The 18,210-nt window shown below is 64.3% G+C and carries 16 protein-coding genes and 2 pseudogenes; 17 read left to right on the plus strand and 1 reads right to left on the minus strand.

Going from position 1 to position 18,210, the window contains the following annotated elements:
* Positions 1-258: 258 nt before the first annotated feature.
* The 14 genes and pseudogenes from ACSC1R_RS11720 to ACSC1R_RS11785 all read left to right on the plus strand — a co-directional run bounded on the left by ACSC1R_RS11720 (position 259) and on the right by ACSC1R_RS11785 (position 13,449).
* Positions 259-675, plus strand: coding sequence for an NADH-quinone oxidoreductase subunit A (locus ACSC1R_RS11720; RefSeq protein ID WP_439025927.1), 417 nt, complete (start codon positions 259-261; stop codon positions 673-675).
* Positions 672-1,373 (plus strand): NADH-quinone oxidoreductase subunit B, encoded by a 702-nt coding sequence (locus ACSC1R_RS11725; protein WP_435317885.1) that lies wholly within the window; start codon positions 672-674, stop codon positions 1,371-1,373. The genes ACSC1R_RS11720 and ACSC1R_RS11725 overlap by 4 nt, the downstream gene beginning before the upstream one ends.
* The gene (locus ACSC1R_RS11730) at positions 1,370-3,040 is read left to right on the plus strand and encodes an NADH-quinone oxidoreductase subunit D (RefSeq protein WP_439025928.1); all 1,671 of its coding nucleotides are present in this window, start codon (positions 1,370-1,372) and stop codon (positions 3,038-3,040) included. Before ACSC1R_RS11725 ends, ACSC1R_RS11730 begins: the two co-directional genes overlap by 4 nt.
* The gene (locus ACSC1R_RS11735; protein ID WP_439025929.1) at positions 3,040-4,107 is read left to right on the plus strand and encodes a complex I subunit 1/NuoH family protein; all 1,068 of its coding nucleotides are present in this window, start codon (positions 3,040-3,042) and stop codon (positions 4,105-4,107) included. Before ACSC1R_RS11730 ends, ACSC1R_RS11735 begins: the two co-directional genes overlap by 1 nt.
* The gene (locus ACSC1R_RS11740; protein ID WP_435317888.1) at positions 4,104-4,565 is read left to right on the plus strand and encodes a NuoI/complex I 23 kDa subunit family protein; all 462 of its coding nucleotides are present in this window, start codon (positions 4,104-4,106) and stop codon (positions 4,563-4,565) included. The genes ACSC1R_RS11735 and ACSC1R_RS11740 overlap by 4 nt, the downstream gene beginning before the upstream one ends.
* Positions 4,566-4,620: 55 nt before the next feature.
* Positions 4,621-4,890, plus strand: a complete 270-nt coding sequence (locus tag ACSC1R_RS11745; RefSeq protein ID WP_439025930.1) for an NADH-quinone oxidoreductase subunit J — start codon at positions 4,621-4,623, stop codon at positions 4,888-4,890.
* Positions 4,887-5,018 (plus strand): annotated as a pseudogene (locus tag ACSC1R_RS11750) (proton-conducting membrane transporter); the annotation flags it as partial. The gene ACSC1R_RS11745 and the pseudogene ACSC1R_RS11750, both read left to right, overlap by 4 nt.
* A 213-nt stretch (positions 5,019-5,231) precedes the next feature.
* Positions 5,232-5,519, plus strand: a pseudogene (locus tag ACSC1R_RS11755) (NADH-quinone oxidoreductase subunit J); the annotation flags it as partial.
* A complete protein-coding gene (nuoK, locus tag ACSC1R_RS11760; protein WP_439025931.1) occupies positions 5,519-5,824 on the plus strand; it encodes an NADH-quinone oxidoreductase subunit NuoK in 306 nt (101 codons plus the stop codon). The pseudogene ACSC1R_RS11755 and the gene nuoK, both read left to right, overlap by 1 nt.
* A gap of 2 nt (positions 5,825-5,826) precedes the next feature.
* Positions 5,827-7,878: an NADH-quinone oxidoreductase subunit L gene (gene nuoL / locus ACSC1R_RS11765; protein WP_439025932.1), complete on the plus strand. Its 2,052-nt coding sequence runs from the start codon at positions 5,827-5,829 to the stop codon at positions 7,876-7,878.
* Positions 7,875-9,434 carry a complex I subunit 4 family protein gene (locus ACSC1R_RS11770; protein ID WP_439025933.1) on the plus strand — a complete coding sequence of 520 codons (1,560 nt, stop codon included), beginning with the start codon at positions 7,875-7,877 and terminating at the stop codon, positions 9,432-9,434. Before nuoL ends, ACSC1R_RS11770 begins: the two co-directional genes overlap by 4 nt.
* Complete coding sequence (locus ACSC1R_RS11775; RefSeq protein ID WP_439025934.1) at positions 9,434-10,966, plus strand: NADH-quinone oxidoreductase subunit N; 1,533 nt, start codon at positions 9,434-9,436, stop codon at positions 10,964-10,966. The genes ACSC1R_RS11770 and ACSC1R_RS11775 overlap by 1 nt, the downstream gene beginning before the upstream one ends.
* 58 nt (positions 10,967-11,024) lie before the next feature.
* Entirely contained in the window at positions 11,025-12,608 is a 1,584-nt protein-coding gene (locus tag ACSC1R_RS11780; protein WP_439025935.1) for a DHH family phosphoesterase, read from the plus strand.
* A gap of 40 nt (positions 12,609-12,648) precedes the next feature.
* Positions 12,649-13,449, plus strand: coding sequence for a CBS pair associated ParBc domain-containing protein (locus ACSC1R_RS11785; RefSeq protein ID WP_439025936.1), 801 nt, complete (start codon positions 12,649-12,651; stop codon positions 13,447-13,449).
* Positions 13,450-13,607: 158 nt separating this feature from the next.
* Here ACSC1R_RS11785 and tuf read toward each other — a convergent pair whose 3' ends face one another.
* Entirely contained in the window at positions 13,608-14,903 is a 1,296-nt protein-coding gene (gene tuf / locus ACSC1R_RS11790; protein ID WP_439025937.1) for a translation elongation factor EF-1 subunit alpha, read from the minus strand.
* A gap of 128 nt (positions 14,904-15,031) precedes the next feature.
* Here tuf and ACSC1R_RS11795 point away from each other — a divergent pair, with 128 nt between their 5' ends.
* From ACSC1R_RS11795 to ACSC1R_RS11805, 3 genes are all read left to right on the plus strand, one after another.
* Positions 15,032-16,087, plus strand: coding sequence for an ATP-binding protein (locus ACSC1R_RS11795; protein ID WP_439025938.1), 1,056 nt, complete (start codon positions 15,032-15,034; stop codon positions 16,085-16,087).
* Positions 16,088-16,151: 64 nt separating this feature from the next.
* Positions 16,152-16,340 carry a hypothetical protein gene (locus ACSC1R_RS11800; RefSeq protein WP_439025939.1) on the plus strand — a complete coding sequence of 63 codons (189 nt, stop codon included), beginning with the start codon at positions 16,152-16,154 and terminating at the stop codon, positions 16,338-16,340.
* Between the two features lie 57 nt (positions 16,341-16,397).
* Positions 16,398-18,098 (plus strand): acyl-CoA mutase large subunit family protein, encoded by a 1,701-nt coding sequence (locus ACSC1R_RS11805; protein ID WP_439025940.1) that lies wholly within the window; start codon positions 16,398-16,400, stop codon positions 18,096-18,098.
* The last annotated feature ends 112 nt before the right edge of the window (positions 18,099-18,210 follow it).

Genomic DNA, 18,210 nt, shown 5'->3' on the forward strand with positions numbered 1-18,210 from the left:
CGGGCCGCCTTCTCCCGGATTTCGAGGGGTACCACGGAGACACCGGACGACTGCCGGACCGGACCCCTGACCGCGACACTGTAAGGCGGTCGAACCGTCGGTCGGACCGACAGAAGTAGTGGCCCGTTACTTACACTATCCCAACTGTTCGGCTCTTCGTTTTTCCAGGGGTTCTACACGGTAGAAAACCCGAAAATCGCAAGAATCAACCCTTATATGGGTGCGCTTCAAACCCCCGGATGTTACGGAGTAAACGGCATGAATCCATGGATAGCCATCGGGGCGCTGGCTCTGGTCGGGCTGCTGATTCCGCTCGGTATGATGGCGGTGTCAGCACTCCTCAGACCCACAGTCCCAGAAGACAGTAAACGCGCCACCTACGAAAGTGGTGAGGTTCCGACCGGCGGGACGCGCATGCGGTTCAACATCCAGTACTACATGGTCGCGCTCCTGTTCGTCGTCTTCGACATCGAGACCGTCCTCATCTTCCCGTGGACGGTTATCTATCGCTCTGCTCTCGAAGGCGGCGTCGGGCTCGTGACGGTGCTGGTCCCGATGCTCGTGTTCATCGGCGTCCTCGTTGTCGGCCTCGCATGGGCATGGCGCAACGGCGCAGTCAAGTGGGCGCGTAGCCCGCGCGCCGAACAAAGAAAGGGAGCACAGGCAGAACGATGAGTAGCGACAACCCCACAGACCGTACGAGTACAGACGCGCTGACCAAGACGCGCGAAGCCCGCATGGGCGAAGGGCTCGACGACCGGTTCAACTCGCGGCTCCGCGAGGCGTTCGGCTCCACGCCGTTCATCCTCACGAAGTTCGACAAGTTCATGAACTGGGTCCGTGGCTCTTCGATGTTCATGCTGCAGTTCGGTATCGCGTGCTGCAGCATCGAGATGATCCACACCTACGCCATCAAGCACGACCTCGACCGCTTCGGCGCAGGTGTGCCCCGGGCGTCCCCGCGACAGGCGGACGTCATCATCGTCCCCGGGACCATCGTCTCGAAGTTCGCCCCCCGCATGAAGCGGGTGTACGACCAGATGCCCGAGCCCAAGTTCGTCGTCGGGATGGGCTCGTGTACTATCTCTGGCGGCCCGTTCCAGGAGGGCTACAACGTCATCAAGGGCGCAGAAGAGGTCATCCCGGTCGACATTCACGTCCCGGGTTGCCCGCCGCGCCCCGAGGCGCTCATCTACGGCGTCGCGAAGCTGCAAGAACGCATCGCGAACGGCGAGTCCGCTCCGGTGACGGTGAAGCCGTACGAACTCGAACAGTTCGGCGACATGCCGCGCGACGAGGTCGTCGACAAGCTCGCCGAGCAAATCGACGAGGACACGCTGGCAATGCGCTACAACTGGGCTGATTCACCATGAGTCTGGAGAAACCCAGCGAGCGGATGGTCACGGCCGAGGGCGGCGTCGACACCGACGCCATCCTCGACCTGCTCGGCGACAAGGTGCTCGACACGGAAGAGCACCTGAACGCCGACCAGTCGGTCGTCGTCCGCCCGGACGAGGTCGAGGAGACGCTGCTCGCGCTCCGCGACCAGGCCGGCTTCGACCACTGTTCGTGTGTCACCGCCCAGGAGTACGAGGACCGCTACGAGTCCATCTACCACCTGAAGAAGTACGACGACCCGACCCAGGAGGTCAGCGTCGTCGTGCCCGCCTCGAAGGACAACCCCGTCAGCCAGTCCGGCAACGCGGCGTACCGCACCGCCGACTGGCACGAGCGCGAGGCGTACGACCTCGTCGGGATAAACTACGATAACCACCCTGACCTGCGTCGGATTCTCCTGCCCGAAACGTGGCAGGGCCACCCCCTCGGGATGGACTACGACCAGGACCGCCCGCAGATCGTCACGCTCGGCCAGTGGGACAACCCGCTGCAGGAGGACCACATGGACGAGGAGTCGGACACGATGTTCCTCAACATCGGTCCGCACCACCCGGCCACCCACGGCGTCTTGCACGTGAAGACCGTCCTCGACGGCGAGCAGGTCGCCGACGTCGAGCCGGACATCGGCTACCTCCACCGCTGTGAGGAGCAAATGTGCCAGCAGGGGACCTACCGCCACCAGATCATGCCGTACCCGGACCGGTGGGACTACGTCTCCGCCGGCATCCTCAACGAATGGGCGTACGCACGCGCCGCCGAGGACCTCGCCGACATCGAGGTGCCGGAGTACGCACAGGTCATCCGGACGATGTCCGCCGAGCTGTGTCGCATCGCCGCGCACATGCTGGCGCTCGGGACGTTCGCGCTGGACGTCTACGGTGACTTCACCGCAATCTTCCAGTACGCGTTCCGCGACCGCGAGGTCGTCCAGAACATCCTCGAAGACCTCACCGGCCAGCGGATGATGTTCAACTACTTCCGCCTGGGCGGCGTCGCGTGGGACCTCCCGGAACCGCGCGAAGAGTTCTTCGAGAAGACGCGTGACTTCCTCGAGGAGCTGCCGGGCAAGCTGGAAGAGTACCACGACATGATCACGTCGAACGAGATCTTCCAGCTCCGGTGTGTCGACACCGGCTACCTCGACCCCGAGACGGCCAAATCCTACGGTGCGACGGGACCGGTCGCCCGCGGGTCGGGCATCGACTACGACCTGCGGCGCGACGACCCCTACGGCTACTACGACGAACTCGACTGGGACGTCGTCACCGAGGACGGCTGCGACAACTACGCTCGCGTCCTCGTTCGCATGCGCGAGGTCGAGGAGTCCGCGAAGATCATCGAACAGTGCGTCGACCTGCTGGAGGAGTGGCCCGAGGACGACCGGACCATCCAGTCCAACGTCCCGCGCACCCTCAAGCCGGCCGACGACACCGAGACCTACCGGGCCGTCGAGGGCGCGAAGGGTGAACTCGGCATCTACATCCGCGCAGACGGCACGGACAAGCCGGCTCGCTTCAAGATCCGGAGCCCGTGCTTCTCGAACCTGCAGACGCTGCCCGAGATGACCCAGGGCGAGTACATCCCGGACCTCGTCGCGTCGCTCGGTAGCCTCGACATCGTCCTCGGGGAGGTGGACCGCTGATGGCAGACGCGGTCCTCTTCCCGGAGACGATCGAGAACGCGCTCGGGCTCGCCCCTTACGGTGTGCTCGGCGACCTCGTCGCGTCGTTCATCGCGGCGTTCATCGTCGGCAACGTCATGCTCGCGTACACCGGCGTCGCCGGCCCGTGGGCGAAGCGGAAGATTACCGCAGCGTTCACGGACCGTATCGCGGTGAACCGTATCGGGCCGTTCGGCCTGCTCATCATCGTGGCAGACGCAGTTCGGCTGCTGGCGAAAGAGCTCATCATCCCGGAGAACGCGGACCGCCCCGCGTTCGACCTCGCACCCATCGTCATGGCAGGTTCCGCCATGCTCGGGTTCGCGGTCATCCCGATGGGCTCTATCTTCGGTATCAACCTCCAGCTGGCCGACCCCGATTCTGGCCTCGCCTACGTCTTCGCCGTCGCGTCCATCGCGACGCTCGGCCTGACGATGGGGGGCTACGCGTCCGCGAACAAGTACTCCCTGCTCGGTGGTCTGCGTGCTATCGCGCAGAACATCGCATACGAGATTCCGCTGGTCATCACGGCCGCATCCGTCGTGCTCTTCGCTGGCACCCTTCGGATGGGTGGCATCGTCGAAGCACAGCAGGCGACGCTCATCAGCCTCGGCCCGGTCAGCATCCCGTCGTGGTTCGCGTTCGTGAACCCGTTCGCGTTCGTGCTGTTCATGGCCGCCAACCTCGCGGAAGTCGGCCGTAACCCGTTCGACATCCCCGAGGCACCGACCGAGATCGTCGCAGGGTACCAGACCGAGTACTCCTCGGTCTACTTCGTCCTGATGTACCTGGGCGAGTTCCTGCACATCTTCCTCGGTGGGGCCATCGCCGCGACGCTGTTCCTCGGCGGTCCGGCCGGGCCGGTCCTGCCGGGCTTCGTCTGGTTCACCATCAAGATCTGGGGCGTGTTCCTGCTCACGCAGTGGTTCCGCTCTGCGATTCCGCGCGTGCGCATCGACCAGATGATAGAGATCGGCTGGAAGGGCATGCTCGTCCTTTCGTTCGCGAACCTGCTGCTGACGGCACTGCTCGTCGGGGTGATTGTATGATCGGACTGCTCAAATCGATGGCGACGACGATGAAACACGCACTGGACAACGAGACCTTCACGGTCGAGTATCCGGACACCGCGCCCGAGGTCTCCCCCCGGTTCCGTGGTGTGCACAAGTTCAGCCAGGAGCGCTGTATCTGGTGTCGCCAGTGCGAGAACGTCTGTCCGAACGATACGATTCACATCGTGACAGACGCACAGCGTCAGGGTGAACAGTACAACCTCCACATCGGGCAGTGCATCTACTGCCGACTGTGTGAGGAGGTGTGTCCGGTCGACGCGATTCTGCTCACGCAGAACTTCGAGTTCACCGGAGACACGAAAGACGACCTGGTGTACAACAAGGACCAGCTCCGCGCGGTCCCGTGGTACAAAGACATCGACCCCCTCGAGTCCCGTGAACCAGACCGTGGTGCGTGGATCGGCGAGGGTGATGGCGAGGTCGATTACCAGTAATCGAGACACTCGTCTCGAAATGTTCAACAGACACCGATAGGAGAACTACAAAACAATGGTAACCGCAGAACTCGTCGCCTTCGCGCTCTTCGCCATCGTCACGGTGGGAAGTAGCCTCGGCGTCGTCCTGGTGGAGGACGTGTGGCACTCCGCACTCCTCCTGGGCGCCGCGCTACTCAGCGTCGCGGTCTTCTACGTGATGGAGGGTGCAGAATTCGTCGCTGCGATGCAGATACTCGTCTACGTGGGCGGGGTTCTCATCCTCATCACGTTCGCCGTGATGCTCGTGAGAGACGAAGGCGAAACTGAGGTGGTAGAGACATGACAACACGACCGAAACTGAAACTGGGCAATCATCTGGTTCCCGGTCTGGTCGCGGTCGCGCTGTTCGTCGTGATGGCAGCCGTGTTCATCAACGCGCCCATCACCGGCGAAGAACAGGGCTTCAACGAAGCGACGGTGAAGCTCGGACCGGCCGACGAGGTCGCGACGCAGCAGACCGACAGTGGTGCATACGCACAGATAAAGGAGGCCGACGGCTCGACGTACGCGGTCGTCGTCGACGGTGACAGTGAGACGAAAAACGTCACGCTGTCGGATTCGACGAACGCCTCGACGTCGCTGTTCACGCGTGACGGAGACGTCTACGCCGCGACGAGCGACGTCGGCGAGGGCGTCACGGACGACCTCGGCTATCACCTGTTCGGTCTCGGCAGCAGCGCCGAGCCGACGGTTCCCGGCGAGTCGTTCCTCGTCGCCTTCGAGATAATCGACCTGGTGCTCGTCGCAGCCCTCGTCGGTGCCGTGATGCTCGCCCGCCGCGAGGTCGGCGGCGAAGTCGTCTCGGCACTCGGCCTGGGTCTCGGTGACGATGACTCCGTCGGCAACAGCTCCGCGGCGGGCGTCGCTGCGGACGGTGGCACGGATATCTCCGAAGACGGAGGTGAGCACTGATGGCGGTCCCGGTCGAGTACTATCTCGTCCTGTCGGCGGCCGTCTTCTGCACCGGCCTCTTCGGCATCCTCACCCGTCGGAACGCGCTGATGTTCCTGATGTCGGTCGAACTGATGCTGAACGCGGCGAACCTCAACCTCGTCGCCTTCAGCCAGTACTGGGGCAACCTCACCGGCCAGACGTTCGCCCTCTTCGGGATGGCGCTGGCCGCGGCCGAGGTCGCCATCGGTATCGGCATCATCCTCGTACTGTATCGTAACTTCGAAGACGTAGACGTGGCCGACGCCACGACGATGAGGTGGTAACGATGGCAGGAGAACTCGCATTCGAACTCGCGCCCGCAATCGCGGCGCTTCCGTTCGCGTCGTTCCTGGTCGCACTCGCGCTCGGGAAGTACATGCCGAAGAAGGGAGCAATCGGTGGCATGGCCGCCACCGGTGGCTCGCTCCTCCTGTCGCTGTGGCTTGCGGTCACCGTCTTCGGTGGCCACACGTACCACACCGAACTGCTGACGTGGGGGCCCACGGAGGCTATCAACCTCCACTTCGGCGTGCTCATCGACCCGCTGTCGTCGATGATGCTCGTCATCGTCTCGCTCATCGCGTTCCTCGTCCACATGTTCAGCCTCGGCTACATGAACGACGAGGGCGAGACGGGCCTGCCCCGGTACTACAGCGAACTCGGGCTGTTCACCTTCTCGATGCTCGCGTTCGTCATGGCGGACAACATCCTCATGGCGTTCATGTTCTTCGAGCTGGTCGGCCTGTGTTCGTACCTGCTCATCGGCTTCTGGTTCCGCCAGGACGGCCCGCCGTCGGCCGCGAAGAAGGCGTTCCTCGTCACCCGCTTCGGTGACTACTTCTTCCTCATCGGCGTGGTCGGAATCATCGCGACGTTCGGGACCGGCCTGTTCGTCAGCACGGAGTCCCAGGCGTCGTTCCCGGAACTCGCCGCTGCCGCCCTCGAGGGTGGCTCGGCCGGCGTGACCACGTACCTCGGGATGGGCCCCGGGGCGTGGTTCCCGATTCTGGGGCTGCTCGTCCTCGGTGGCGTCATCGGTAAGTCCGCGCAGTTCCCGCTGCACACGTGGCTGCCCGACGCCATGGAGGGTCCGACCCCCGTCTCCGCACTCATCCACGCCGCGACGATGGTCGCCGCGGGTGTGTACCTCGTCGCCCGGATGTACGGCTTCTACGCGCTGCTCCCGACGGTGCTCGCGGTCGTCGCGCTCACCGGTGGGTTCACCGCGCTCTTTGCCGCCACGATGGGCGTCGTCAAGAAGGAGATCAAGCAGGTCCTCGCGTACTCCACCATCTCCCAGTACGGGTACATGATGCTCGCGCTGGGTGGCGGTGGCTACGTCGCGGCGACCTTCCACCTGATGACCCACGCCTTCTTCAAGGCGCTGCTGTTCCTCGGTGCAGGGTCGGTCATCATCGCGATGCACCACAACGAGAACATGTGGGACATGGGCGGTCTCAAGGACAAGATGCCCGTGACCTACGCCACGTTCCTCGCCGGGTCGCTGGCGCTCGCGGGTATCGTCCCGTTCGCCGGCTTCTGGTCGAAGGACGAGGTGCTGTTCAAGACGCTCGTTCACGGCCTCGGCACGGACGGCATGGTCGGTACCCTGCTGCTCGCGGCTTACGGGATGGGCCTGCTCTCGGTGCTGTTCACCGGCTTCTACACCTTCCGGATGGTGTTCCTCACCTTCCACGGCGAGGCCCGGTCCGATACGGCTCGTGACCCCCACGGCGTTCGCTGGAACGTGAAGGTCCCGCTCGTCGTCCTCGGCGTGCTCGCGACCGTCGCCGGGTTCGTCAACGCGGTGCCGGTGCTCGGCATCCACGAACTCGAGCACTTCCTGAACGTCGGCGCTCACCACGGCGGTGAGGCGTTCGCCAACCTGTCGGTCGAGCACTACCAGAAACTCATCAAGGACAGCGCTGGCATCGGTACCGCCGACTTCAGTATCCTGGCCAGCTCGGCCCTCTCGCTGGGCATCGCGCTGACGGGTGTCGGCCTCGCGTACTTCCTGTACGGTCGGGACGCGACGCCGACCGAACACACGGCCAAGCTCGGCCCGCTCAAGACCCTCTGGTACAACAACTACTATCAGGACGAGTACCAGGTCTTCCTGGCCGAGAACGTGACCCTGCCCCTGGCGAAAGCGGCTGACACCTTCGACCAGGGCGTCATCGACGGCGTCGTCAACGGCGTCTCCAGTGTGAGCCTCTCCGGCGGGTCGCGCTTGAAGAAGATTCAGACGGGTATCGTGACCAACTACGCTGCCCTGCTCTCGCTGGGGCTGGTCATCCTGCTCGTCATCGTCGGTATCACAGGGGGGTGGTTCGCATGATAAACGGCACGATTGAAGCGCTGATCGCGATTACGTTGGTCGGATCGTTCGTCGTCATGGCCGGCTCTGACCGCTACGCGGCCAAGCTGGCGACGGCCTGGAGCCTGCTACCGGTCGCCGGTAGCCTGCTCATGTGGGCCAATTTCGACGGCGAGAAGAACGCACTGCTGGACGATGGTGTACTGGCCTTCCAGAGCCAGGAGACCTGGCTCTCGCTCGGCCCGCTCCCGGACATCCAGTGGTTCGTCGGTGTCGACGGCATCAGCCTCCCGCTGGTCGTCCTCACCACCGTGCTCACGACGCTCGCGCTCGTGAGCGCGTGGACACCCATCGACGAACGGCAGTCCCAGTTCTTCGGACTGGTGCTGTTCCTCGAGGCGGGGCTGCTCGGCGTCTTCACGGCGCTCGACTTCTTCGTCTGGTTCGTCTTCTGGGAGGCCGTCCTCGTCCCGATGTACTTCCTCATCGGTATCTGGGGCGGCCCGCGCCGCAAGTACGCGGCCATCAAGATGTTCGTCTACACGAACGTCGCCTCGCTGGTGATGTTCATCGGCTTCGCGGCGCTCGTGTTCGGACTGGGCGTCGACTCGTTCGGCCTCCCGGCGGTCACCGAGGCGAGCCTCGCCGCGGACCCCGGTGCAGAGACGTACTTCGGCGTGAGCGTGGAGACCCTCAAGGTCGCCGCGTTCTTCGCCATGTTCGCTGGCTTCGCGGTCAAGGTCCCGGTCGTTCCGGTGCACACCTGGCTGCCGGACGCCCACGTCGAAGCACCGACCCCGGTGTCGGTGCTCCTGGCTGGCGTCCTGCTGAAGATGGGTACGTACGCCCTGCTTCGGTTCAACTTCACGATGATGCCCGAGGTCGCGAACGTGAACGCGCCGATCATCGCCGCGTTCGCGGTCGTCTCCATCATCTACGGCGCGATGCTCGCGCTCGCACAGAGCGACCTCAAGCGCATCGTCGCCTACTCGTCCGTGTCTTCGATGGGCTACGTCATCCTGGGTCTCGTCGCCTACACGCTGTACGGCGTCGGTGGCGCGACCTTCCAGATGATCTCACACGGCCTCATCTCGGGCCTGATGTTCATGGCCGTCGGTGTCATCTACAACACGACGCACACGCGCATGGTGACCGACATGTCCGGCATGGCCGACAAGATGCCGTACACGGTCGGTATCCTCATCGCCGGTGCGTTCGGCTACATGGGCCTCCCGCTCATGTCCGGCTTCGCCGCCGAGTTCTACGTCTTCCTGGGCTCGTTCCAGGCGACGTGGGGCTCCGGACTGGTGAGCGCGCAGGTGTTCACGGGACTGGCGATGTTCGGCATCGTCATCGTCGCCGGCTACCTGCTCTTTGCGATGCAGCGCACCCTGTTCGGTGAGTTCCGCCTCGAGACCGACTACGAGGTCGGTCCGGCGCCGCTGCACGACATCGCACCGCTGGCTGCACTGCTCATCATGATCATCGCGCTGGGCGTCGCCCCTGACATCTTCTTCGAGATGATCAAGGACGCGACCGGCCCGGTCGCCGACCTGGTCAACGGAGGTGGTGTCTGATGGCAGGACACATGGACCTGCAGTGGCTGGCACCGGCACTCGTGCTGGGGCTGACCTCGCTGCTGCTACTCGTCGTCGACAGTATCGACCCGCGCACGCGAAACCGTACCCTGCTCGCCGGCATCTCGACCGCCGGGTCGCTGACCGCACTGGTCACCGCCGTCGCGCTACTCGGCACGTACGGCGATCTCGCAGAGCCGCCCGCGATGCCGCTCGGTGACGCGCTCGTCGTCGACCAGATGGCGCTGCTGTTCGCCATCATCGTCGCGAGCGTCACCGCGATGGTGAGCCTCGCGAGCTACAACTACATCGAGGACCACAGCTACCAGGCCGAGTACTACGCGCTCGTCTTGCTCGCTGCGACCGGGATGACGCTCATGGCGTCGGCGAACTCGCTGGCGACCGTGTTCGTCAGTCTCGAACTCGCCTCGCTGCCCTCCTACGCGCTCGTCGCGTTCCTCAAGAAGAACAAGGGCAGCGTCGAGGCGGGGCTGAAGTACTTCCTCATCGGTGCGCTGTCGAGTGCCGTCTTCGCGTACGGTATCAGTCTGGTGTACGCCTCGACCGGCTCGCTCCTGCTCTCGGACGTGCAGGCAGCCATCGGTGGCGACGCATCGGGGCTGCTCGGCATGGGTGTCGTGATGGTCGTCGGCGGCATCGCCTTCAAGACTGCCTCCGTCCCGTTCCACTTCTGGGCGCCGGAGGCTTACGAGGGCGCACCCGCCCCCATCAGTGGCTTCCTGTCGTCGGCGTCGAAGGCCGCCGGGTTCGTCATCGCGTTCCGTGTCTTCACGGAGGCGTTCCTGACGGTCTCGGAGTCCGCCGGGCAGTTCATCGTCCTCGGCGCGGACTGGGTGCTCGTCTTCCAGATCCTCGCCGTCGTCACGATGACGCTCGGTAACTTCGCTGCCGCGACCCAGACGAACGTCAAGCGCATGCTCGCGTACTCCTCCATCGGTCACGCCGGCTACGTCCTCATCGGACTCGCCGCGCTCACCGGTGGTGGCCCGAGCGTCGCTGCCAAGATCGAGGCCGGCCAGTTCGTCCTCGCGGGCAGCATGATGCACCTGTTCGTCTACGGGTTCATGAACACGGGCGCGTTCCTGTTCATCGCGCTCGCCGAGTACTGGGGCGTCGGTCGGACGTTCGAGGACTACACTGGACTCGGTCGGCAGGCCCCGCTGGCCTCCGTCGCGATGACGGTGTTCATGTTCTCGCTCGCCGGGCTGCCGCCGTTCGGTGGCTTCCTCAGCAAGTACCTGCTGTTCGGTGCCGCTGTCGACAGCGGGTTCTGGTGGCTCGCCGCGTTCGGCGCGGTCAACAGCGCCCTCTCCCTGTTCTACTACAGCAGGGTCGTCAAGGCGCTGTGGATCGACGACCGCCCGGAGAGCAAGAAGCCACTCAGCATCGGCAGCCGTCCGGTCGGTATCTACACCGCTGTCATGTTCGCGGCCGTCGTCACGGCTGCGATGTACGGCATCTTCGGCCCCGTCTCCGACATGGCCGTCGAGGCCGCTGGCGCGCTGCTGTAGACCACGATTCGTTTCTTTTGGTCGGTAGGTTTTACCGTTCGGAGTGGCAACGCCGGATATGGTCTCCCGGGTCGTGTTGGGGTGTGGAGCCGTCGGGCAGCGCCTCGCCGAGAAGCTGTCCGACTGGTACGGGCTTCAGCGAGTCGTCTGTGAGCGCCAGAGTCGCGTAGAGGCGCTCCGCGAGGAGGGCGTGGACGCGCTCGACGCGGACCCGACCGACCCGGACGTGCTGGCCGACCTCGGTGACGTAGACGTCGTCGTGGTCGCCAGCGACGACCCGGTACTGAACCGGGACATCGCTCGTGCGGCACGAACACGGTTCTCTGATGCGTTGCTCGTCGCCTACGCTGGCGTGGGTGCGACGGCCGAGGACGACACAGAACTCGCCGGGCTCGTCGACCGCCTCATCGACCCGGAGACGGAGTTCGCGACCGTCGTCGCGGACCGGGTCGCTGGCGAACGAGCAGAGGACTCGCTCGAGCTTCGTCGGGTCCTCGAAGGCATCGACGGGACGCTCGCGGTCGTGATGCACGACAACCCTGACCCGGACGCCATCGCGAGCGCGGTCGCCTTGACACGGCTCGCGGACGCGGTCGGGACCCCGGCGGACGCCTGTTACTTCGGCGAGATATCACACCAGCAGAACCGTGCGATGGTGAACCTGCTGGACCTCGACCTGCGGAACCTCACCGTGGACGACGACCTCGGGGAGTTCGCCGGGTTCGCGCTGGTCGACCACTCCCGTCCGGGGGTGAACGACCAGCTGCCCGAGGAGTTACACGTCGACATCGTCGTCGACCACCACCCACCGCGTGGCCCGATACAGGGAACGTACCAGGACCTCCGGTACGACGTGGGGTCGACGAGCACGCTGTTGACCGACCACTTCTATCGGTTCGGCGTCTCGCTGGACTCGACGGTCGCGACGGCGCTGTTGTACGGTATCCAGATAGACACGCAGGAGTTCTCGCGCGAGGTCTCGACGCTCGACTTCGAGGCGGCAGCGACGTTGCTCCCCCACATCGACGAGGTGGTGGTAGAGCGTCTCGAATCGCCCAGTATCAGCGGGGATACGCTCGATACGATGGCGAGAGCTATCGAGAATCGGCAGGTCCGGGGGTCGGTGCTCGTGACGGGCGCTGGAAGCATCAACGACCGCGACGCGCTTCCGCAAGCGGCGGACAAACTCCTGACGATGGACGGCATCACGACGACGCTCGTCTACGGGCTCATGAGTGGGACAGTGTACATCTCGGCGCGGGCACAGGGGACCGACATCGACCTCGGCGAGACGCTTCGTTCGGCGTTCGACCAGATCGGGAGCGCCGGCGGCCACGCCGACATGGCTGGTGCACAGATTCCCATCACGCAGTCGTTCGGCGAGTTCGAGGACGACGAGGACCGCGACGCGGCCATCCAGGAGTTCATCGAGGAACGCTTCTTCGAGGCGACGGAGCAGCTCCCACCGACGGTTCGCCGCGAGCGGCACGAGCGCGAGCGTCGTGGCACGCTGGAATTCACGTACGACGGGGGTCGTGAACTCCCGGTTCGGCTCTCGTCGTCGGGGGCCGACACGAGCCACTCGTCGGACGAGGAGTCGGACCGTGACGACGACGACGGCCTCACCGTTCTCGACGAGTGACGCAGAAGGGCTTTTCCCGCCCGCGACAGTTCTGTGATACATGGACGACGAGTCGAGCGACCACGGGAAGCCACGAGTGAAGGAGTACATGACACAGGACGTGGTGACCGTCTCGCCTGACGCGACGGTGCGCGAGGTCGCGACGCGCATCGCAGAGAGCGAAGAACACAGCGGGTTCCCGGTGTGTGACCGCCGGCGTGTGGAAGGGTTCGTGAGCGCGCGGGACCTGTTGCTGGCCGAGGACGACGAACCGATCTTCAAGGTGATGACGACAGACCTCATCGTCGCCCACCCGGATATGAAGGTGACAGATGCGGCGCGGGTCATCTTGCGTTCCGGCATCCAGAAGCTCCCGGTCGTCGACGACGCGGGCAATCTCGTCGGTATCATCTCGAACGCGGACGTCATCCGGAGCCAGATAGAGCGTGCGACCCCCGAGAAGGTCGGCAAGCTTCGGCGGACGTTAGAGAGCATCCACGGTATCAAGCTCGAACAGGAACGCCGCGAGGTTGCCCTGCGAAACCTCATCCCGACACAGAAGAAGGTGTACGCCGACGAGCTAGAAGGGCGGCGCTACGAGCTAGAGCGTGGACTGGCCGAACCGCTCGTGGTCATCGACAACGGGGGGACGCTGTTGCTGGCCGACGGGCACCATCGCGTCATGGCAGCCGACCGAATCGGCATCGAGGAGATGGACGCCTACGTCATCGTCATCGAGGAAGCCATCGAACTCGGGATGGCGAAGACGGCCGAACGCGAGGGACTGCGTTCCCTCGCCGACGTGAACGTGGTCGACTACGCCCGTCATCCGCTCGTAGAGACGACGAAGCGATTGCAGTAAGTCGCCGTACTGGGGACGGCAGGGGCGAACAGGTGGCGCTCGCTGGTGCGCTGACGAGTCGCTGCGCCACGCACCCGCGGGGCGACTCGTCGTCTCTCGTCAGCGCATGCGCTCGATGGCCGCGTTCTGGTACAAAAAATCCCGTTTCGGACGCCGTCTCAGGCGGCCTTCTTCTTGTCCTTGGGAGTGACCCGCGGGGTCACTTCGAGGACCTTCCCGGCGGCGATGGTCTGACCGGAGTCACGCAACGCGAAGCTCCCGAGTTCGGGCAGTTCGGCGGCGCTCTCGATGACCAGTGGCTTCTGCGGGCGGAGGGTGACGATTGCTGCGTCTCCGGTCTCGATGAAGTCCGGGCTCTCTTCGACGACTTCGCCGGTCTTCGAGTCTATCTTCTTGTCGATGGACTCGAAGGTACACGCGACCTGTGCGGTGTGGGTGTGCAGGACGGGCGTGTACCCGGCCGTGATGACCGAGGGGTGTTGCATGACGATTACCTGTGCCTGGAACGTCTCGGCGACGGTCGGGGGCTCCTCGGCGGGGCCGCAGACGTCACCGCGTTTGATGTCGTCTTTGCCGACGCCGCGGACGCTGAAACCGACGTTGTCGCCGGGGACCGCCTTCGAGACCTCCTCGTGGTGCATCTCGATGGAGGTGACTTCGCCGGTCGCCCCCGAGGGCATGAACGTGACCGTCATCCCGGGTTCGAGTGTCCCGGTCTCGATGCGCCCGACGGGGACGGTCCCGATACCGGAGATGGTGTAGACGTCCTGGATGGGGAGCCGGAGCGGCGCTTCAGTGGGCATCTCGGGTTCCGGCAGGTCGTCGATGGCCTCGAGTAGCGTCTTGCCCGAGTACCACGGCGTGTTCTCGGAGTGCCCGGAAACGTTGTCGCCCTCGAACGCCGAGATGGGGATGAAGGTCGCGTCCTCGGAGCGGAAGTTGACCTGCTTGAGGAGTTTCACCACGTCGTCTTTGACCTCGTTGTAGCGTGCCTCGTCGTAGTCGACCATGTCCATCTTGTTGATGGCGATGATGAGTTCGCCGATGCCGAGCGTGCGCGCGAGGAAGACGTGTTCACGGGTCTGGGGTGCGACACCGTCGTCGGCGGCGACGACGAGGACGGCGTTGTCGGCCTGAGACGCCCCTGTAATCATGTTCTTGACGAAGTCACGGTGGCCTGGCGTGTCGACGATGGTGAAGTAGTACTTGTCCGTGTCGAAGCGCTTGTGGGCGATGTCGATGGTCAGCCCGCGCTCGCGCTCTTCGGCGAGGTTGTCCATGACGTAGGCGAACTCCCACCCGCCTTTCCCGCGGGATTCGGCCTCTTCGCGGTACTGGTCGATGATGTGCTCGGGGACGTTGCCTGTCTCGAACAGGAGTCGGCCGACGAGCGTGCTCTTGCCGTGGTCGACGTGTCCGATAATTGCGAGGTTCTGGTGCAGTTTTTCTGCCATAAGGTCTCTCCGGTCGCTACCGAATGGTAACGAACCTTGTATAATATTCGTTCGTTAAGATTATTTGTCTTTCGCGGCGGACGGCACCGGGCAGAAGTGCTTACTGGGTTCGACCGCTGCAAGTCAGCATGGACGATTCCGAGACTGTCCGCCACCTCTCGACGTTCCACGACGCGTTGGACGACGCCATTTACGTGTTCGATACGGACCGTGCGCTCGTGGACGCGAACGAACGAGTGGGGGAGGTGAGCGGGCACGGACGCGAGGGGATACTCGGCTGGTCGTTCGAGCAATTCTTGGAGGAGTTCGTCTCGACCGACGACAGGGTGGCCGTCGCGGCAGCGTACGACCGGGTCGAGTGCGGTGAGTCGCGGTCGGAACGCCTGGAGTTCGAACTCTCTATCGAGGGGGAGACAGGAGTACCGGTCGACGGTCGCTTTAGCGAGCACGGGCAGCACGTGGTCACCGTCCTCCGGAACCTCGCCGAGCTCAGAGAGCGCGAACGGGAAGCGAACGAACTGTCGGAACAACTGGAGGTGTTGAACCGGGTGCTCCGCCACGACATCCGGAACGACATGAACGTGGTGCTGGGCTGGGCCGGTGAACTCGAACAGTACGTCGAGGACCCTGTCGGCCGGACCTACCTGTCCCACATCGAGGAGGCGGTCGAACACACCGTCGAACTCACCCACGAGGTCAGGGACCTCGCCGAGGCGCTCACCGCCGGTGGGACGGTCCCGAGCAAGGAGATGGACCTCGCGGGTGTCCTCGAGAACCAGGTCGTGAAGACCCGAAAGAAGTTCCCGGGGGCGACCGTCTCCTACACAACTGACGTGTCGTCGGTATCCGTCACCGCGAACGAGATGCTCGCATCCGTGTTCGGGAACCTGCTCAGCAACGCGGTCATCCACCACGACGGGGAGAGCCCGACCGTGGACGTCTCTCTCACCACAGACGGTGACGTTGCCACGGTCCGCGTGGCCGACGACGGACCGGGCATCCCCGACACGCAGAAAGGACTCGTCTTCGGTCGAGGGGAACACGACGTCGACAGCCCCGGCACCGGCATCGGTCTCTATCTCGTCGACCGACTCGTCCACGACTACGGCGGCGACGTCCGTATCGAGGACAACGACCCTCGCGGGACGGTGTTCGTGGTCGACCTCCCTCGCAAAACTAGTTGAGCCGACGAAATTTTCACATCTGTAACGGTCGAATACTTGTTGGGCCGATACGTTAGCCGCTCGTATGGATGCGGAGACACGAGCGACGGTACTGACGACGGTCGGTGTAACGGCTGCGCTACTGGTGATGGGTGTGTTGATAGTCGTCGTCACACCAACTGGCAGGTCCAGCACGCCAGTGTTGATCTCGGCGCTGTCGGCCGTCGCGGCCGCGGCCATCGCTGGCTTACACCATCGGCGCACGACGCGGTAGCGGAACCGAACCGCACGCAACCGAACGCTTTTGCCCTGGCTGGCAAAAATTACGTCCATGTACGACGAGGACGAACTCGCGGACATCAGGGAGTCGCGCGAGGACTGGGAGGAGGAGACACTCGAACCGGTGCTCGACCGGTTCGGGGAACGAAAGGACCGGTTCGCCACCATCTCGAACATGGACGTCGACCGGCTGTACACCCCCGACGACGTGGCGAACCTGGACTACGGCGAGGACCTCGGCTTCCCGGGAGAACCACCGTACACCCGCGGCCCCTACCCGACGATGTACCGTGGTCGGACCTGGACGATGCGCCAGTTCGCCGGCTTCGGGACCGCCGAGGAGACGAACGAACGCTTCCACTACCTCATCGACGAGGGCCAGACCGGCCTCTCGACGGCCTTCGACATGCCGAGCCTGATGGGCAAGGACTCGGACGACCCCCTGTCCGATGGCGAGGTCGGGAAAGAAGGCGTCGCGGTCGACACCCTGCGCGACATGGAAATCCTCTTCGACGACATCGACCTCGGCGAGGTCTCGACCTCGTTCACCATCAACCCCTCAGCCCCGGTCATCTTCGCGATGTACGTCGCCCTCGCCGACGAACGGGGCGTCCCCCGCGACCAGATTAGCGGGACCATGCAAAACGACATGCTGAAAGAGTTCATCGCACAGAAAGAGTGGGTCATCCCGCCGGAGCCGAGCCTCGACGTCGTCACCGACACCGTCGAGTTCGCGACCGAGGAGACGCCACGCATCCACCCCATCTCCATCTCGGGCTACCACATCCGCGAGGCGGGGTCGACTGCGGTGCAAGAGCTCGCGTTCACCCTCGCCGACGGCTTCGCATACGTGGAGGACGCGATGGACCGCGGCCTCGACGTGGACGACTTCGCACCGCGTCTTTCGTTCTTCTTCAACTCGCACAACTCCATCTTCGAGGAGGTCGCGAAGTTCCGTGCCGCCCGGCGCATCTACGCCCGCGTCATGGACGAGTGGTACGGCGCAGAGAAGCCCGAGTCCAAGCGCCTGAAGTTCCACACCCAGACCGCTGGGCAGTCCCTGACCGCCCAGCAGCCCCTGAACAACGTCGTCCGCGTGACCATCCAGGCACTCGCCGGCGTCTTCGGCGGCACCCAGTCCCTGCACACCAACTCCTTCGACGAGGCACTCGCCCTGCCGTCCGAGCGCGCAGTCCGTGTCGCCCTCCGAACCCAGCAGATAATCGCCGAGGAGTCCGGTGCGGCCGACATCGTCGACCCGCTCGGCGGGAGCTTCGCCGTCGAGGCGCTCACCGACCAGGTCGAACAGCAGGCGATGGACTACATCGAGCACATCAAAGAGCTAGGCGAGGGGTCGGTCCGCGACGGCGTCCTCGAGGGCATCGACCAGGGGTACTTCCTGCGCGAGATACAGGAGGCCTCCTACGAGTACCAGGAACGCGTCGAACGCGACGAGGAGGTCGTCGTCGGCGTCAACAAGTACACGATCTCCGAGGACACCGAGCCCGAGATTCTCAAGGTCGACGAGGAGACCCAGCAAAAGCAACTCGACCGGCTCGCCCGCGTCAAAGAGGAGCGCGACGACGATGCGGTGCAGGCCCGTCTCGACGACCTCCAGGACGCCATCCAGAACGACGAGAACGTGATGCCCTACATCGTCGACGCGGTGAAGGAGTACGCGACGATGGGTGAGATAATGAAGGTGTTCGAGGCGGAGTACGGCGCGTACTCCGAGCAGATCGGGCTGGCCTGAACCGGTCGCCCGGACCCGGACCCGTTTTTCGGTCGCTGCCTGACACGTCTGTTCGACCAAACCTTTTACCAGCGGGCTACCCGTATGTGGCATGCGTACACGTGGCACACGA

Origin of the sequence: Haloarchaeobius ordinarius (genome assembly GCF_051801355.1) — an archaeon.
Taxonomy (GTDB): Archaea; Halobacteriota; Halobacteria; order Halobacteriales; family Natrialbaceae; genus Haloarchaeobius.

What these genes read in the sequence shown, in the direction of transcription:
- ACSC1R_RS11720 (WP_439025927.1), top strand. Translation starts at nt 259, where the DNA reads ATGAATCCATGGATAGCCATCGGGGCGCTGGCTCTGGTCGGGCTGCTG.
- ACSC1R_RS11725 (WP_435317885.1), top strand. Translation starts at nt 672, where the DNA reads ATGAGTAGCGACAACCCCACAGACCGTACGAGTACAGACGCGCTGACC.
- ACSC1R_RS11730 (WP_439025928.1), top strand. Translation starts at nt 1,370, where the DNA reads ATGAGTCTGGAGAAACCCAGCGAGCGGATGGTCACGGCCGAGGGCGGC.
- ACSC1R_RS11735 (WP_439025929.1), top strand. Translation starts at nt 3,040, where the DNA reads ATGGCAGACGCGGTCCTCTTCCCGGAGACGATCGAGAACGCGCTCGGG.
- ACSC1R_RS11740 (WP_435317888.1), top strand. Translation starts at nt 4,104, where the DNA reads ATGATCGGACTGCTCAAATCGATGGCGACGACGATGAAACACGCACTG.
- ACSC1R_RS11745 (WP_439025930.1), top strand. Translation starts at nt 4,621, where the DNA reads ATGGTAACCGCAGAACTCGTCGCCTTCGCGCTCTTCGCCATCGTCACG.
- nuoK (WP_439025931.1), top strand. Translation starts at nt 5,519, where the DNA reads ATGGCGGTCCCGGTCGAGTACTATCTCGTCCTGTCGGCGGCCGTCTTC.
- nuoL (WP_439025932.1), top strand. Translation starts at nt 5,827, where the DNA reads ATGGCAGGAGAACTCGCATTCGAACTCGCGCCCGCAATCGCGGCGCTT.
- ACSC1R_RS11770 (WP_439025933.1), top strand. Translation starts at nt 7,875, where the DNA reads ATGATAAACGGCACGATTGAAGCGCTGATCGCGATTACGTTGGTCGGA.
- ACSC1R_RS11775 (WP_439025934.1), top strand. Translation starts at nt 9,434, where the DNA reads ATGGCAGGACACATGGACCTGCAGTGGCTGGCACCGGCACTCGTGCTG.
- ACSC1R_RS11780 (WP_439025935.1), top strand. Translation starts at nt 11,025, where the DNA reads ATGGTCTCCCGGGTCGTGTTGGGGTGTGGAGCCGTCGGGCAGCGCCTC.
- ACSC1R_RS11785 (WP_439025936.1), top strand. Translation starts at nt 12,649, where the DNA reads ATGGACGACGAGTCGAGCGACCACGGGAAGCCACGAGTGAAGGAGTAC.
- tuf (WP_439025937.1), bottom strand. Translation starts at nt 14,903, where the DNA reads ATGGCAGAAAAACTGCACCAGAACCTCGCAATTATCGGACACGTCGAC.
- ACSC1R_RS11795 (WP_439025938.1), top strand. Translation starts at nt 15,032, where the DNA reads ATGGACGATTCCGAGACTGTCCGCCACCTCTCGACGTTCCACGACGCG.
- ACSC1R_RS11800 (WP_439025939.1), top strand. Translation starts at nt 16,152, where the DNA reads ATGGATGCGGAGACACGAGCGACGGTACTGACGACGGTCGGTGTAACG.
- ACSC1R_RS11805 (WP_439025940.1), top strand. Translation starts at nt 16,398, where the DNA reads ATGTACGACGAGGACGAACTCGCGGACATCAGGGAGTCGCGCGAGGAC.